Source organism: Kitasatospora sp. NBC_01250 (assembly GCF_036226465.1).
GTDB lineage: Bacteria > Actinomycetota > Actinomycetes > Streptomycetales > Streptomycetaceae > Kitasatospora.
This window is the reverse complement of the sequence record NZ_CP108476.1, coordinates 1,673,416-1,690,341: the sequence shown is the minus strand read 5'-3', so window position 1 is coordinate 1,690,341 and position 16,926 is coordinate 1,673,416. Positions and strand designations below refer to the sequence as shown.

The following is a 16,926-nucleotide window of genomic DNA, read 5'->3' as shown; positions in this document are numbered from 1 at the left end:
CCGCGCGAGGCGCTGGCCATGGACCCGCAGCAGCGGCTGCTGCTGGAGACGGCCTGGGAGGCCGTCGAGCGGGCCGGCATCGACCCGAGCGGCCTGCGCGGCAGCCGCACCGGGGTGTTCGTCGGCACCAACGGCCAGGACTACCCCGCGGCGCTGGTGCGCTCCGCCGAGCAGTTCGAGGGCCACCTGGGCACCGGCAACGCGGCGAGCATCGCCTCCGGGCGGATCTCCTACCTGCTCGGGCTCCAGGGCCCCTCGCTGACCGTGGACACCGCCTGCTCGGCCTCGCTGGTCGCGCTGCACCTGGCCGTCGGCTCGCTGCGCTCGGGCGAGTGCACGCTCGCCCTGGTCGGCGGCGCGACCGTGATGGCGACCCCGGGGGCCTTCCTGGAGTTCTCCCGGCAGCGCGGGCTGGCCGCCGACGGGCGGTGCAAGGCGTTTTCCGCCGAGGCCGACGGCACCGGCTGGGGCGAGGGCGCGGCGGTGCTGCTGGTGGAGCGGCTGAGCGATGCGCAGCGCCACGGGCACCCGGTGCTGGCGGTGGTGCGCGGCTCGGCGGTCAACTCCGACGGCGCGTCCAACGGCCTGACGGCGCCCAACGGCCCCGCCCAGGAGCGCGTCATCCGGGCGGCGCTGGCGGCGGCCGGGCTGGCGCCCGCCGAGGTGGACGCCGTGGAGGCGCACGGCACCGGCACCGCGCTGGGCGACCCGATCGAGGCCGAGGCGCTGGAGGCGGTCTACGGCCCCGACCGCCAGGAGCCGCTGTGGCTGGGCTCGGTGAAGTCCAACATCGGGCACACCCAGGCCGCCGCGGGGGTGGCCGGCATCGTCAAGGTGGTGCAGGCGCTGCGCCACGGCCTGCTGCCGCAGACCCTGCACGCCGAGCGGCCGAGCCCGCGGGTGAGCTGGTCCGGGGTGCGGGTGCTCAGCGAGCCGGTCGCCTGGCCCGAGACCGGGCGCCCGCGCCGCGCGGGCGTGTCGGCGTTCGGCGTCAGCGGGACGAACGCCCACGTCATCCTGGAGCAGGCACCAGAGGCCGAGCCGGTCGAAGCCGCGCCCGAGGCGCCCGAGGCGGTCCCGCAGCTGTTCCCGGTCTCGGCCGCCGACCCGGCCGCGCTGGCGGCCCGGGCCGCCACGCTGGCCGAACTGGCCGGGCACCAGGTGCCGTTGGCCCCGCTCGCTCGTGATCTCGCGCTGACCCGCGCGCAGTTGCGCGAGCGGGCCGCCGTCGTCGCCGCCGACCGGGACGAACTGCGCTCGGCGCTGGGTGCGTTGCACACCGGCGAGGCGCACCCCGCGCTGCTGCGCGGGACGTCGGCCGCCCGCGGGCGCACCGCGTTGCTGTTCAGCGGCCAGGGCTCGCAGCGCCCCGGCGCGGGGCACGAGCTGTACGCCGCCCACCCGGTCTTCGCGCAGGCCTTCGACGAGGTCTGCGCGCAGGCAGACCCGCGCCTGGGCCGCTCGCTCAGGGAGCTGGCCTTCGAGGGTGATGCCGTCCTGCTGGCCCGCACCGAGTTCACCCAGCCGGTGCTGTTCGCCCTGGAGGTGGCGCTGTTCCGGCTGCTGGAGAGCTGGGGCGTGCGGCCCGACTTCCTGCTCGGTCACTCCATCGGCGAGCTGGCCGCCGCGCACGCCGCCGGTGTGCTGGACCTGCCCGACGCCACCGGCCTGGCGGTGGCCCGCGGCGCGCTGCTCCAGCAACTGCCCGCCGGGGGAGCGATGGTGGCGGTCGAGGCCGCCGAGGACGAGGTCGCACCGCTGCTGGACGAGCACGTGGGCCTCGCCGCCGTCAACGGCCCCACCTCCGTGGTGCTCTCGGGGGAGCAGGAGGCCGTGCTCGCGCTGGCCGCGCGCTTCGCCGCCCTCGGTCGGCGCACCAGCCGCCTCCCGGTCTCGCACGCCTTCCACTCGCCCCTGGTGCGTCCGGCGGCCGAGCGGCTGCGCGAGCTGGTGCACGGGCTGCGCTTCGGCGCGCCGCTCCTGCCGATCGTGCCCACCGGCCCCGGCGGCGACCTGACCGACCCGGAGTACTGGGTGGGCCAGACGGTGGGCACCGTCCGGTTCGCCGCCGGGATCACGCGGCTCGGCGAGCTGGGGGTCACCACCTTCGCCGAGGTGGGACCGGGCGGCACGCTGGCCGCCCTGGCCGGCCGCTGCCTGCCGCAGGCCGTGACGGTGCCCGTGCTGCGGGAGCGGACCGGCGAGCGGCGCTCGCTGCTCGCCGCCGTGGGCCGGCTGCACACCGAACACGTCCCCGTCGACTGGGCCGCCGTGCACGCGGGGGTCGCCGGTCCGCGGGTCGACCTGCCCACCTATCCCTTCCAGGGCGAGCGGTTCTGGCCGACCCCGGCCCCGGCGGCGCCGCGCGGCTGGCGGCACGAGATCGACTGGCAGCCGGTGGCGGGCGACGGCGCTGATGCCGAACTCTCCGGCCGCTGGCTGGTGGTGGCGCCGACGGCCGGCGACCCGCTGACCGAACGGGTGCTCGCCGCACTCACCGGGGCGGGCGCCGAAGCCGTCCTCACCCAGGACGCCGCACCGGACGTCGAGGGCGTCAGCGGCGTGCTCTCGCTGCTGGCCCTGGACGAACGCCCGCACCCCGAACACCCGGCGGTGCCCCGCGGCTACGCCGGCACGCTCGCCCTCGCCCAGCGCGCCGGCGCCCCGCTGTGGTGCCTCACCCGCGACGCCGTCGCGGTGACCGCGGCCGACCAGGTCACCGGCGCCGCGCAGGCCCTCGTCTGGGGGCTCGGCCAGGTGGTCGGCATCGAGCACCCCGAGCGCTGGGGCGGCCTGGTGGACGTCGGCGAGGACTTCGAGCCGGCTGCCCTGGCCCGGGCTCTCGGCGGGAGCGCCGGGGAGGACCAACTCGCCGTCCGCGGCGGCGTGCTGTACGCGCGCCGACTGGTCCGGGCGGCCGAGCGGCCGGCTCGGCCCTGGGCACCGCGTGGCACCGTGCTGGTCACCGGCGCGACCGGCGCGCTCGGCGCGCGGGTGTCCCGCTGGCTGGCCGCGCAGGGCGCCCGCCGGCTGCTGCTCACCAGCCGCAGCGGCGAGAGCGCACCGGGCGCGGCCGAACTCCTGCGCGAGCTGCGGGAGTCGGGTGCCGAGGTGACGCTGGCCGGCTGCGACGTGACGGACCGCGAGGCCGTCCGCGCGCTGCTGGCCGGGCTCGACGAGCCGGTGACCGCGGTCTTCCACACCGCCGCGCTGCTCGACGACGGACTGCTCGGCGACCTCACCGCCGAGCGCGCCCAGGCCGTGCTCGCGACCAAGGCGCTCGGCGCCCGGATCCTGCACGAACTCACCGGCGAACTCGACGCCTTCGTGCTCTTCTCCTCCACCTCCGGCCTGCTCGGCGGCGCCGGGCACGGCAACTACGCGCCCGGCAACGCGTTCCTGGACGCCTTCGCGCACCGGCTGCGCGCCCTCGGCCGGCCCGCCACCTCGATCGCCTGGGGCCCCTGGGACGGCGGCGGCATGGCCGAGGGCGCGATCGGCGAGCGGCTGCGCCGCCACGGCGTGCACCCGATGGACCCGCGGCGGGCGCTGGCCGAACTCGCCCAGGTGCTGGGCGAGGACCGGCCGCACGCCGTGATCACCGACACCGACTGGCCGGCCTTCACGGCCGCCCACCAGGACGGCAGGCCCCGGCCGCTGTTCGACACCCTGCTCGGGCGCACCGGCCCGGCCGCTGCCGCCGCCCCGGCGCTGCCGGGCGCCGGGTCGGCTCGCACCCACCTGGCCGCCCTGCCGCAGGCCGAGCGCTCGCGCGCGGCGCTGGACCTGGTCCGGGCACGCACCGCGACCGCCCTGGGCCACGCCGACCCCGCCGCGATCGGCCCCGACCGGCCCTTCGGCGAGCTGGGCCTGGACTCGCTGACCGCCCTCGAACTGCGCGGCGCGCTGCGCTCGGCCACCGGCCTGGAGCTGCCCGCCACCCTGGTCTTCGACCACCCGACCCCGCGGGCGGTCGCCGACCAGCTGCTCGCCCTGCTGACCGGCCCCGACCCCGTCCAGGCCGCCCCCGCGCAGGCCGCCCCCGCCCCGGCCGCGGACCGCGCGCCGCAGGAGCCGATCGCGATCGTCGCGATGGCCTGCCGGTTCCCCGGCGAGGTGGCCTCGCCCGAGGACCTGTGGCAGCTCGTGCTCTCCGGCACCGACGCCATCACCGCCCTGCCCACCGACCGCGGCTGGGACACCGCCGGACTCTACGACCCGGACCCGGACGCGCTCGGCCGCTCCTACGCCCGCGAGGGCGGATTCCTCACCGGCGCCACCGAGTTCGACCCGCAGTTCTTCGGGATCAGCCCCCGCGAGGCCCTGGCGATGGACCCCCAGCAGCGCCTGCTGCTGGAGACCTCCTGGGAGCTGTTCGAGCGCGCCGGCCTGCCGCCCACCGCCGTCCGCGGCTCCCGCACCGGCGTCTTCGTCGGCACCACCGGGCAGGACTACGTCCCGCTGCTGCTCGCCTCCGAGGACACCGTCGAGGGGCACCTGGGCACCGGCACCGCGGGCAGCGTGGCCTCGGGCCGGCTCGCCTACGCCTTCGGCCTGCAGGGCCCGGCGATCACCATCGACACCGCCTGCTCCTCCTCGCTGGTCGCGCTCCACCTGGCCGTCGCCTCGCTGCGCTCCGGCGAGTCCGCGCTGGCACTGGCCGGCGGCGTCACGGTGATGTCGACGCCCGGCACCTTCGTCGAGTTCTCCCGGCAGCGCGGGCTTGCCGCCGACGGGCGGTGCAAGGCGTTCGCCGCCGAGGCCGACGGGTTCGGCCCCGCCGAGGGCGTCGGCCTGCTGCTGCTGGAGCGCCTGAGCGACGCCGAGCGGCACGGCCACCAGGTGCTGGCGGTGGTGCGCGGCTCCGCGGTCAACTCCGACGGCGCCTCGCACGGCCTGACCGCGCCCAACGGCCCGGCCCAGCAGCGGGTGATCCGCGACGCGCTCGCCGACGCCCGGCTGCCCGCGGCGGCGGTGGACGTGGTGGAGGCGCACGGCACCGGCACGCCGCTGGGCGACCCGATCGAGGCCCAGGCGCTGCTGGCCGCCTACGGGCAGGATCGCGAACACCCGCTGCTGATCGGCTCGGTGAAGTCCAACATCGGCCACACCCTGGGCGCCGCCGGCGCCGCCGGGGTGATCAAGACCGTGCTGGCGCTGCGGGCGGGGCTGGTCCCGCCGACCCTGCACGCCGAGCGGCCCACCCCGCACGTCGACTGGTCGGCGGGCAGCGCCGGCCTGGTCACCGAGCCCACCGCGTGGCCGGCCACCGGCGCGCCGCGGCGGGCCGGCGTCTCCTCCTTCGGCATGAGCGGCACCAACGCCCACGTCGTCCTCGAACAGGCCCCCGAGACCCCGACCGCCGCCCCGTCCGCGCCGGCCGCCCCGTCCGCGCCGGCCGCGCCGCTCGCCCGCACCGCGCCGCCGCTCCTGCCGCTGGTGCTGTCGGCGGCCGACCGGCCGGCCCTGGCCGCGCAGGCCGACCGGCTCGCCGAGGCCATCGAGTCCGGGACCGACCCGCTGGACGCGGCGTTCTCGCTCGCCACCACCCGGGCCCGGCTGGACCAGCGGGCGGTGCTGCTCGCCGCGGACGGCGCCGAGGCGCTCACCGCGCTGCGGCGGCTCGCGGGCGGCGAGGCCGCGCCGGCCCTGACCACCGGCACCGCGCGCGAGGGCCGGCTGGCCTTCCTGTTCGCCGGGCAGGGCACCCAGCGCCTGGGCATGGGCCGTGACCTGCACGCCGCGTTCCCGGTCTTCGCCGCCGCCTTCGACGAGGTCTGCGCCGGGTTCGCCGACCACCTGCGACTGCCGCTGCACGAGGTGCTCCTCGGCACCGACGCGGCGCTGCTCGACCGCACCGAGTTCACCCAACCCGCCCTGTTCGCCCTGGAGGTGGCGCTCTTCCGGCTGCTGGAGAGCTGGGGTGTGGTGCCCGACGCACTGCTCGGCCACTCGGTCGGCGAGCTGGCCGCCGCCCACGTCGCCGGCGTGCTGTCGCTTCCCGACGCCTGCCGGCTGGTTGGCGCCCGCGGACGGCTGCTGCAGTCGCTGGCCGAGGGCGGCGCGATGCTGGCGCTGGCGGCCGGTGAGCAGCAGGTGCGGGCCTGGCTCACCGCGGGGGTCGAGGTCGCCGCGGTCAACGGCCCCGCTGCGACGGTGGTCGCCGGCGACGCCGAGGCCGTGGCCCTGGTGGCGGAGCGGGCCGCGGCGGCGGGCGTGCGGGCCCGGCGGCTGCGGGTGGACCGCGCGTTCCACTCGCCGCGGGTCGAACCGGTGCTCGCCGCGTTCGCCGAGGTGGCCGCGACCGTGCGGTATTCGCCGCCGCGGATCCCGATCGTCTCCAACGTCACCGGCGGCTTCGCGGCGCCCGTGACGGCCGACTACTGGGTCCGCCACCTGCGCGAGGCCGTGCGGTTCGGCGACGGCGTGGCCGCCCTGCTGGCCGACGGCGTGCGCGGCTTCCTCGAACTCGGTCCCGACGGCGTGCTCAGCTCGCTGGCGGGCTCGGGGGCGGGCGCGGACTGCGCCGAGGCGGTCTTCGTCCCGCTCCAGCGCTCGGTGGGCTCCGGCGTGGAGTCGGCGCTCGCCGCCCTCGCGCGCCTTGAGGTCACCGGCAGCCCGGTCGACTGGGCGGCCCTCCTCGAGGGCACCGGCGCCCGGCGGGTCGACCTGCCCACCTACCCGTTCCAGCGCGCCCGTTACTGGCCGGTGCTGCGCGAGGCGCAGCCCGCCGCCGAACGCGGCCCGCGCCCGCCCGCCGCGGCGGCGCCCGTGCCAGCGCCGATCGTCGTCCAGGGCGAGCGTGCCCGGCTGCTCGCCCTGCCCGCCCAGCGGCGTGAGGCGGCGCTGCTCGACCTGGTCCGGACCCAGACGGCCGGCGCGCTCGGCCTGGCCTCGGCGGCCCAGGTGCGGCCCGGCAAGAACTTCCGCGATCTGGGCCTCGACTCGATCCTCGCGGTCGAGCTGCGCAACCGGCTGGCCGGGCTGCTCGGCACCGCGCTGCCCGCGACGCTGGCCTTCGACCAGCCGACCCCGCAGGCGCTGGCCCGGTTCCTGCTGGCCGATGCCGTCACCGACGCCGCCCCCGCGGCCGCGGGCGGCGCGGCCACGACCCCGGTCCGCGCCGCGGCCGAGGACCCGGTGGTCATCGTCGGCATGGACTGCCGCTACCCCGGCGGCGTCGACTCGCCCGAGGCCCTGTGGCGGCTGGTGGCCGAGGGCGGCGACGCGATCGGCGGCTTCCCCGGCGACCGCGGCTGGGACCTCGATGCGCTCTTCGACCCCGAGCCCGGCGTGCCCGGCCGCTGCTACACCGACCAGGGCGGCTTCCTGACCGGTGCCGCGCTCTTCGACCCGACCCTGTTCGGGATCTCGCCGCGCGAGGCACTGGCCATGGACCCGCAGCAGCGGCTGCTGCTGGAGACGGCCTGGGGCGCCTTCGAGGACGCCGGGGTGACACCGGCCGACCTGCGCGGCAGCCGGACCGGGACGTATGTCGGCATCAGCGTCCAGGACTACGTCAACCTCGCGGCCGGTTCGGCCGAGGACCTCGGCGGACACGTCGGCACTGGCAACGCGGGCAGCGTGGTCTCCGGGCGGCTGGCCTACGTCTTCGGGCTCGAAGGACCCGCCGTCACGGTGGACACCGCGTGCTCCTCGTCGCTGGTGGCGATCCACCTGGCGGCGCAGGCCCTGCGCTCCGGCGAGTGCGAGATGGCGCTCGCCGGCGGCGTCACGGTGATGTCGACGCCGGGCGCCTTCGTCGAGTTCTCCCGCCAGCGCGGCCTGTCGCCGGACGGGCGGTGCAAGGCGTTCGCGGACGGTGCGGACGGGACGGGCTGGGCGGAGGGCGCGGGTCTGGTGCTGCTGGAGCGGCTGTCGGACGCGCGGCGCAACGGGCACCGGGTGCTCGCGGTGGTGGCGGGTTCGGCGGTGAACTCCGATGGTGCGTCGAACGGTCTGACGGCGCCGAACGGTCCTTCGCAGCAGCGGGTGATCCGGGCGGCGTTGGCGAGCGCGGGGCTGTCGGCGGCCGATGTCGCGGTGGTGGAGGCGCACGGGACGGGGACGCGGCTGGGTGACCCGATCGAGGCGCAGGCGCTGCTGGCCACCTATGGTCAGGATCGCCAGGAGCCGTTGTGGCTGGGGTCGTTGAAGTCGAACATCGGGCACAGCCAGGCGGCGGCCGGGGTCGGTGGTGTGATCAAGATGGTGCTGGCGATGCGGCACGGGGTGCTGCCGCGCACCCTGCACGCCGAGCAGCCGAGCTCCCAGGTGGACTGGGAGTCCGGTGCGGTGCGGCTGCTGACGGAGCGTCAGGAATGGACCGGTCCGCGCCGGGCCGGCGTCTCCGCCTTCGGCATGAGCGGTACCAACGCCCACCTCCTGCTCGCCGAGGCCCCGCCGGCCGCCGAGGAGCCCGTGCTCGCGGCCCCCGCGCCGGCCGTGCTGCCGGTCGCCCTGTCCGCCACCAGTGCCGAGGCTCTCGCCGAACAGGCCCGCCGTCTGCGGGAGTTCGCGGACAGCGGGGTCGAGCTGCGGGACCTGGCCTGGTCCTCCTTCGCCACCCGGGCCGCGCTGGACCACCGCGCGGTGGTGCTCGCCGAGGACCTCGGGCAGCTGCGCGAGCGCCTCACCGCCCTGGCCGAGGACCGACCCTCGCCGCACGTGCTGACCGGCCTCGGCGCCGGGGTCTCGGTGGGCGTGGTGTTCGCGGGGCAGGGGTCGTCGGGGGTGGGTGCGGCGCGGGAGTTGTGCGCGGCGTATCCGGTCTTCGCGGCGGCCTTTGACGAGGTGTGCGACGGCGTCGACGCTTTCGTGCACTGGTCGTTGCGCGAGGCGGTGTTCGCCGGGGCCGTGGAGCGGACGGAGGTGGCGCAGCCGGCGCTCTTCGCGTTCGAGGTGGCGTTGTTCCGGCTGTTGGAGTCCTGGGGTGTGTCGGCCGGTGTGGTGTTGGGGCATTCGCTGGGTGAGGTGGTGGCGGCCTATGTGGCGGGGGTGTTCTCGCTGGCGGATGCGTGCCGGTTGGTGGTGGAGCGTGGTCGGTTGATGGAGGGGTTGGTGCCGGGGGTGATGGTGGCGCTGCCGGTGCCGGTGGCGGAGGTCCGTCCGTTGCTGGTGGGGCGTCGTGCCGATGTGGCGGCGGTCAACGGCTCTGCCTCCGTGGTGGTTTCGGGCACCGAGGAGGATGTTCTCGCGGTGGCTGCGCAGTTCCCCCGGTCGCGGCGTCTGGAGGTCGACCGGGCCTTCCACTCGGTGCTGGTCGAGCCTGCTCTGCAGCCGCTGCGGGAGCTGCTCTGCTCGCTCGAACTCCGCGTGCCGCAGCGCACGGTGGTGTCGGGGCTGACGGGTGAGGTGGCCGATCCGGAGCTGCTGTGCACGCCGGAGTACTGGGTGCGGCACGCACGGGAGGCCGTGCTCTTCGGCGACGCGCTGCAGGCGGCCCGAGCGGCGGGGGCCGAGGTGTTCCTGGAGGTGGGTCCGGACGGGTCGCTGTCGGCCCTGACCGGCGGCGTCCCGGCGCAGCGCCGGGAGCGGGACGCGGTGGCGGCGCTGCTCGCGGCGGTGGGCGAACTCCACGTCCGGGGCGCCGAGATCGCCTGGCCGGCGGTCTTCGCGGGCACCGGTGCCCGCCGCGTCCCGCTGCCCCGCTACGCCTTCCAGCACCGCCGGTTCTGGGCCACGCCCTCGGCCGCCGGCGACGTGACCGGCGCCGGGCTCGCCCCCGCCGCGCACCCGCTGCTCGGCGCCGCGCTGCCGATCGCCGGGACGGACGGGGTGGTCCTCACCGGAGCGCTCTCCCTGCACACCCACCCCTGGCTGGCCGACCACGTCGTCAACGGCACCGTCCTGCTGCCGGGCACCGCCTTCCTGGAGCTGGCCGTGCGCGCCGCCGACGAGGTGGGCTGCGCCGCGGTCGAGGAGCTGACGCTGGCCGCGCCGCTGGCGCTGACCGGCACCACGCGGCTGCAAGTCGTCGTCGACGAGCCCGCCCCGGACGGGCGGCGCGCGCTGCGCGTCTACTCCCGCCCGGCGGGGGAGAGCGACGCCGAATGGACCTGCCACGCCACCGGCCTGCTCGCCGAGCGGGCGCCCGCGCACACGGACGCCGACCTGGCGGCCTGGCCGCCGCCGGGCGCCACACCGGTCGAGGTCGACGGGCTCTACGAGGCGCTCGCCGAGGCGGGATTCGGATACGGCCCGGCCTTCCGCGGCCTGCACACGGCCTGGCGGCTCGGCGAGGAGATCTACGCCGAGGTGCGGCTGACCGGCGATCCCCGGGGCTTCGCCCTGCACCCCGCGCTGCTCGACGCGGCCCAGCACGCCGTGCTGCTCGGCGGGTTCCTGCCCGGCGACGGCGGCAGGCTGCCGTTCTCCTGGAGCGGTGTCTCGGTGGCCGCCACCGGGGCGAGCGAGGTCCGGGTCCGGATGACGCCCGCCGCCGGCGAGGCCGTCCGGATGCTGGTCGCCGACCCGGCCGGCCAACCGGTGGCCACCGTCGACTCGCTGGCCTTCCGGCCCGCCGCGCCCGCCGCCGCCCCCGACCACGGCCGCGACGCGCTCTTCCGGCTCGCCTGGGCGGAGTACGAGACCGCCCCGGACACCGGCGGTCAGGAGCCCGTCGTGCTGGCACCCGCACGGGCGTCGGCGCTGGCCCAGCTGCCCGCGGGCCCGGCCCCGCAGGCCGTGGTCGTCCCGCTCACCGCCGCGTCCGGCGAGGTCCACCCGCTGCTGCACGACGTGCTCGCGCTCAGCACCTGCTGGCTGGCCGAGGACCGCTGGGCGGACTCCCGGCTGGTGCTGCTCACCCGGGGCGCGGTCGACACCGGTCCCCAGGACCGCCTGCACGATCCCGCGATGGCCGCCGTCTGGGGCTTCGTGCGCTCCGCGCAACTGGAGAACCCGGACCGCTTCCAGCTGGTCGACACCGACGCCAGCGCCGCCTCCACCGCCCGCCTGGCCGCCGCGATCGCCACCGGCGAGCCCCAACTGGCGCTGCGCGAAGGGCGGGTGACCACGCCGCGGCTGGTCAGGACGGCCCCGGGCACGGCGCTGGTGCCCCCGGCCGAGGGGCCCTGGCGGCTGGGCATCCTGGAGCAGGGCAGCCTGGAGGGCCTCGGCCTGGTCGCCGACCCCGCGCTCGACGGGCCGACCCCGCCCGGCTGCGTCCGGCTCGCGGTGCGGGCCGCCGGGCTCAACTTCCGCGACGTGCTCAACGCGCTGGGCATGTACCCGGGCGACGCGGGCCTGCCGGGCAACGAGGGCGCGGGCGTGGTGCTCGACGTCGGCCCCGGCGTCCACGACCTGGCCCCCGGCGACCGGGTGATGGGCCTGGTGCCCGGCGCCTTCGCCACCGTCGCGGTGGTCGACCGGCGCTTCCTCACCCCGGTCCCGGCCGGCTGGACCTTCGCCCGCGCCGCCTCGCTGCCGATGGCCTACCTGACCGCGTACTACGCGCTCGTCGACCTGGCGGGCCTGCGCCCCGGTGAGTCGGTGCTGGTGCACGCGGCGGCCGGCGGGGTCGGCATGGCCGCGGTGCACCTGGCCCGGCACCTGGGCGCCACCGTGCACGCCACCGCGGGCCCCGCGAAGTGGGCGGCGGTCCGGGCGCTCGGCGTCCCCGAGGAGCGCATCGCCTCCTCCCGGACGCTGGAGTTCGGCGAGCGCTTCGCCGACGGCGTGGACGTCGTCCTCAACGCGCTGTCCGGCGAGTTCGTCGACGTCTCGCTCGGCCTGCTCGGCGCGGGCGGGCGCTTCGTGGAGATGGGCAAGACCGACATCCGGACGGCCGAGCAGCTGGCCGCCGCCCACCCGGGCGTCGCCTACCGCGCCTTCGACCTCGTCGAGGCGGGCCCGGACCGGATCCAGCAGATGCTCACCGAGGTCGTCGCCCTGCTGGCCGAGGGCGCGCTGGCCCCCCTGCCGCTGACCGCGTGGGACCTGCGCCGCGCCCCCGAGGCGTTCCGCCACGTCAGCCAGGCCCGGCACATCGGCAAGGTGGTGCTCACCGTGCCCGCCCCGCTCGACCCGGCGGGCACCGTCCTGGTCACCGGCGGCACCGGCTCGCTCGGTGCCCTGGCCGCCCGGCACCTGGTCACCGGCCACGGCGTCCGGCAGCTGCTGCTGACCAGCCGGCGCGGCGCCGAGGCACCGGGCGCCGCCGAGCTCGCCGCCGAACTGACCGCGCTCGGCGCCCGGGTGACGATCGCCGCCTGCGACGTGGCCGACCGCACGGCGCTGGCCGCACTGCTGGCCGGCATCCCCGCCGAGCACCCGCTCACCGGCGTGGTGCACACCGCGGGCATCTCGGACGACGGCGTGCTCGGCTCGCTCACCCCGAGCCGGGTGGACGCCGTGCTGGCCCCGAAGGCGGACGCCGCCCTCGCGCTCAGCGACCTGACCCAGGGCGCCGACCTGGCGCTCTTCGTGCTCTACTCCTCGGTGGCCGGCGTGCTGGGCAGCCCCGGCCAGGCCAACTACGCCGCCGCCAACGGGCTGCTCGACGGCCTGGCCCGCCGGCGCGGCGCCGAGGGCCTGCCCGCCCAGGCGCTCGACTGGGGCCTGTGGGCGGACGACTCCCGGCGCAGCGCCATCAGCGGTCACCTCGCCGCCGCGGACCTGGAGCGCCTGACCCGCACCGGCCTGGCGCCGCTGCAGCCCGAACGGGGCCTGGCGCTGTTCGACCTCGCGACCGCCGCGCCCGACCCCGTGCTGGTGCCGGTCCCGGTCGACACCGCGGTGCTGCGCAAGCACCTGGACAGCCTGCCCGCGATGCTGCGGGCGCTGGTGCGGGCCCCCGCCCGGCGGGCGGTGTCCGCACTCGCCTCCGACGCCGGGCTCGCCTCGCTCCCGCCGGCCGAGCGGGCCGCCGCGCTGACCGGGATCGTCCGCGCCCACAGCGCGGCCGTGCTCGGCCACGAGGGCACCGACGCGATCGAGGACGGCCGCGCCTTCCGCGACCTCGGCTTCGACTCGCTGACCTCGGTGGAGCTGCGCAACCGGCTGGCCGCGGCCACCGGGGCCCGGCTGCCCGCGACGCTGGTCTTCGACCACCCGACCCCCGCCCGGCTCGCGGAGTACCTGCTCGCCGAGCTGTTCGCGGAGGAGGCCGAACCGGGCCCGGATCCGGCCGTGGCCGCCGCACCCGCCACGGTTGCGGGCGACGACCCGGTGGTGATCGTCGCCATGAGCTGCCGGTTCCCCGGCGGCGTCGGCTCGCCGGAGGACCTGTGGCGGCTGGTGGCCGAGGGCCGCGACGCGGTCGGCGACTTCCCCGCCGACCGCGGCTGGGACCTGGCGCGCCTCTACGACGCCGAGCGGAGCAGGCCCGGCACCTCCTCGGTGGCCCGCGGCGGCTTCCTGGCCGAGGCGGGCGGCTTCGACCCCGCGTTCTTCGGGATCGCGCCGCGCGAGGCGCTGGTGATGGACCCGCAGCAGCGGCTGCTGCTGGAGATCGGCTGGGAGGCCTTCGAGCACGCCGGCATCGATCCGGCGACCGTCCGCGGCAGCCGCACCGGTGTCTTCGTCGGCGCCTTCGACCAGGCCTACGGCGCGCTGGCCGGCCCGGCGCGCGAGGAGCTGGAGGGCTACTTTCTGACCGGCAACGCCGCGAGCGTCATCTCCGGGCGGGTCGCCTACACCCTGGGCCTCGAAGGCCCGACCCTGACGGTGGACACCGCGTGCTCCTCGTCGCTGGTGGCGATCCACCTGGCGGCGCAGGCCCTGCGCTCCGGCGAGTGCGAGATGGCGCTCGCCGGCGGTGTCACCGTGATGTCCAACCCCGGGGTGTTCGTGGAGTTCTCCCGGCAGGGCGGTCTCTCCCCGGACGGGCGGTGCAAGGCGTTCGCGGACGGTGCGGACGGGACGGGCTGGGCGGAGGGCGCGGGTCTGGTGCTGCTGGAGCGGCTGTCGGACGCGCGGCGCAACGGGCACCGGGTGCTCGCGGCGGTGGCCGGCAGCGCGGTGAACTCCGATGGTGCGTCGAACGGTCTGACGGCGCCGAACGGTCCTTCGCAGCAGCGGGTGATCCGGGCGGCGTTGGCGAGCGCGGGGCTGTCGGCGGCGGATGTCGCGGTGGTGGAGGCGCACGGGACGGGGACGCGGCTGGGTGACCCGATCGAGGCGCAGGCGCTGCTGGCCACCTATGGTCAGGATCGCCAGGAGCCGTTGTGGCTGGGGTCGTTGAAGTCGAACATCGGGCACAGCCAGGCGGCGGCCGGGGTCGGTGGTGTGATCAAGATGGTGCTGGCGATGCGGCACGGGGTGCTGCCGCGCACCCTGCACGCGGAGCAGCCGAGCTCCCAGGTCGACTGGGAGTCCGGCGCGGTACGGCTGCTGACGGAGCGTCAGGTATGGACCGGTCCGCGCCGGGCCGGCGTCTCCGCGTTCGGCGTGAGCGGCACCAATGCGCACGTCATCCTCACCCAACTGCCGGAGCAGGCAACGGCGGAGGCTTCGGCACAGGCGCCGGAGCGCGCGGTGCCGCTCGTCGTCTCGGGCCGCAGCCGGGCCGCGCTGCGGGCCCAGGCGGCCCGGTTGGCCGAGCACTTGGCAGCGGTGGACGCCCCGCTCGGCGACACCGCCCACGCGCTGGCGACCGGCCGGTCCGCCTTCGAGCACCGGGCGGCCGTGCTGGCCGCCGACCTGCCGACCGCCCTCGCCGGGCTGCGGGCGGTCGCCGCCGGCGAACCCCACCCGGCCGTCGTCACCGGCACGGCTGCCGGTCGCGGTGGGGTGGCCCTGATGTTCGCGGGGCAGGGGTCGTCGGGGGTGGGTGCGGCGCGGGAGCTGTGCGCGGCGTATCCGGTCTTCGCGGCGGCGTTCGACGAGGTGTGCGCGGTGGTGGACGGCCTGGTGGCGTGGTCGCTGCGCGAGGTCGTGTTCTCGGGGGAGGGGCTGGAGCGGACGGAGGTGGCGCAGCCGGCGCTCTTCACGTTCGAGGTGGCGTTGTTCCGGTTGCTGGAGTCCTGGGGTGTGTCGGCCGGTGTGGTGTTGGGGCATTCGCTGGGTGAGGTGGTGGCGGCTTATGTGGCGGGGGTGTTCTCGCTGGCGGATGCGTGCCGGTTGGTGGTGGAGCGTGGTCGGTTGATGGAGGGGTTGGTGTCGGGGGTGATGGTGGCGCTGCCGGTGCCGGTGGCGGAGGTCCGTCCGTTGCTGGTGGGGCGTCGTGCCGATGTGGCGGCGGTCAACGGCTCTGCCTCCGTGGTGGTTTCGGGCACCGAGGAGGATGTTCTCGCGGTGGCTGCGCAGTTCCCCCGGTCGCGGCGTCTGGAGGTCGACCGGGCCTTCCACTCGGTGCTGGTCGAGCCTGCTCTGCAGCCGCTGCGGGAGCTGCTCTGCTCGCTCGAACTCCGCGAGCCGCAGCGCACGGTGGTGTCGGGGCTGACGGGTGAGGTGGCCGATCCGGAGCTGCTGTGCACGCCGGAGTACTGGGTGCGGCACGCGCGGGAGGCCGTGCTCTTCGGCGACGCGCTGCAGGCGGCCCGAGCGGCGGGGGCGGCCGCCTTCGTCGAGATCGGCCCGGGCGGCGTGCTGGCGGCGCTCGCCGCCGACGCTCTGGACGCGGCCGCAACCGTCGTCTCCGGGGCGGCCGGGCCCGTCGCCGCTGCCGCCGCGCTGCACGTCGCGGGGCACCCGGTCGACGTCGCCGCGCTCCTCGGCCCGGCCCGCCCGGTCGAGTTGCCGACCTACGCCTTCCAGCGCACCCGCTACTGGCTGGAACCCGTCCCGGTGGAGCAGTCGGCTCCCGCCGCCCCGAGAGCAGCCCAGCAGGACGAGCCGGACAAGCCGGACGAGCAGGACGACCCGATCGGTGCCGGGCCCGACCTGGCCCGCCTGGTCCGCGCCGAGGTGGCCGCCGAACTGGGCTACCCGGACGCCGCCGAGGTCGAGACCGGCCGGGCCTTCCTGGAGCTGGGCTTCGACTCGCTCTCGCTGGCCGGACTGCGGGCCAGGCTGCGCCGGTCCACCGGTGTCGACCTGCCGGCCACCGTGCTCTTCGACCATCCGACTCCCGAGGCGCTGACCGGATACCTCACCGAGCAGCGGTCCGCCGACCAGCGCTCCACCGCGCCCGGCGGGAGCCCGGCGCACGGGTCGGCGCCCGCCCCGGCGCCCGAGGGGCCGGTCACCGCTCTGTTCCGTCGGGCGTTCGCGCAGGGCGGCTACCGCGGCGCCTGCGACCTGCTGCGGATCGCCGCCGGGCTGCGCCCGCTCTTCGCGGCCGCCGAGGCCGCCGGCAAGGCGCTGCCGGTGCGCCTCTCGGACGGCGGCGAGGGCGAACCGCTGCTCTGCGTCCCGTCGTTGGTGGCACCGGTGAGCCCCGTGCAGTTCGCCCGCCTCGCCGCGGCGCTGCGCGGCAAGCGGGAGGTGTGGGTGCTGCCCACCCCGGGGTACGGTACCGGTGAGCCGCTGCCCGCCGACCTGTCGGCCGCCGCGGCCCAGCACGCCGACACCGTGCGCCGGGCCTTCGGCGACCGGCCCGTCAGCCTGGTGGCCTACTCCTCCGGCGGCTGGCTCGCCCATGAGCTGGCCGTCCGGCTGGCGGCCACGGGCACACCGCCGCGCGCGCTGGTGCTGCTCGACTCCCCGGCCGGCGCGGGCGAGGACCTCGCCCTGCGGATGGCGGGCACCACCCACCGGCTGCTGGAGCGGTTCCCCGAACTGCCCGTCGACGACGACCAGCTGACCGCCATGGCCTGGTACGCGCAGCTCGTCGAGGACTGGCAGCCGCGGGCCGCCGGCACCCCGACGCTCTTCGTCCGCGCGGCCGAGTTCGTGCCGGACCTGCTCGGCGGCGGCGCGCGGCCCTCGTGGTCGCTGCCGCACAGCGTGCGGGAGGTGACCGGAAACCACTCCTCCCTGCTGGAGGAGCACGCCAGTACCACCGCGACCGCGGTGCACGACTGGCTGCACGACCTGCGCTGA

The 16,926-nt window shown here is 77.1% G+C and carries 1 protein-coding gene (only partly in view); it reads left to right on the top strand.

Features of this window, described 5'->3' with window-relative positions; translation table 11 throughout:
• A protein-coding gene (locus OG500_RS07465; protein ID WP_329577949.1) for an SDR family NAD(P)-dependent oxidoreductase crosses the window boundary here: on the top strand, positions 1-16,926 show its 3' portion. 369 nt of this gene lie to the left of the window's left edge; the window shows 16,926 of its 17,295 coding nt (coding positions 370-17,295); its start codon lies off the left edge, out of view; it ends in the stop codon at positions 16,924-16,926.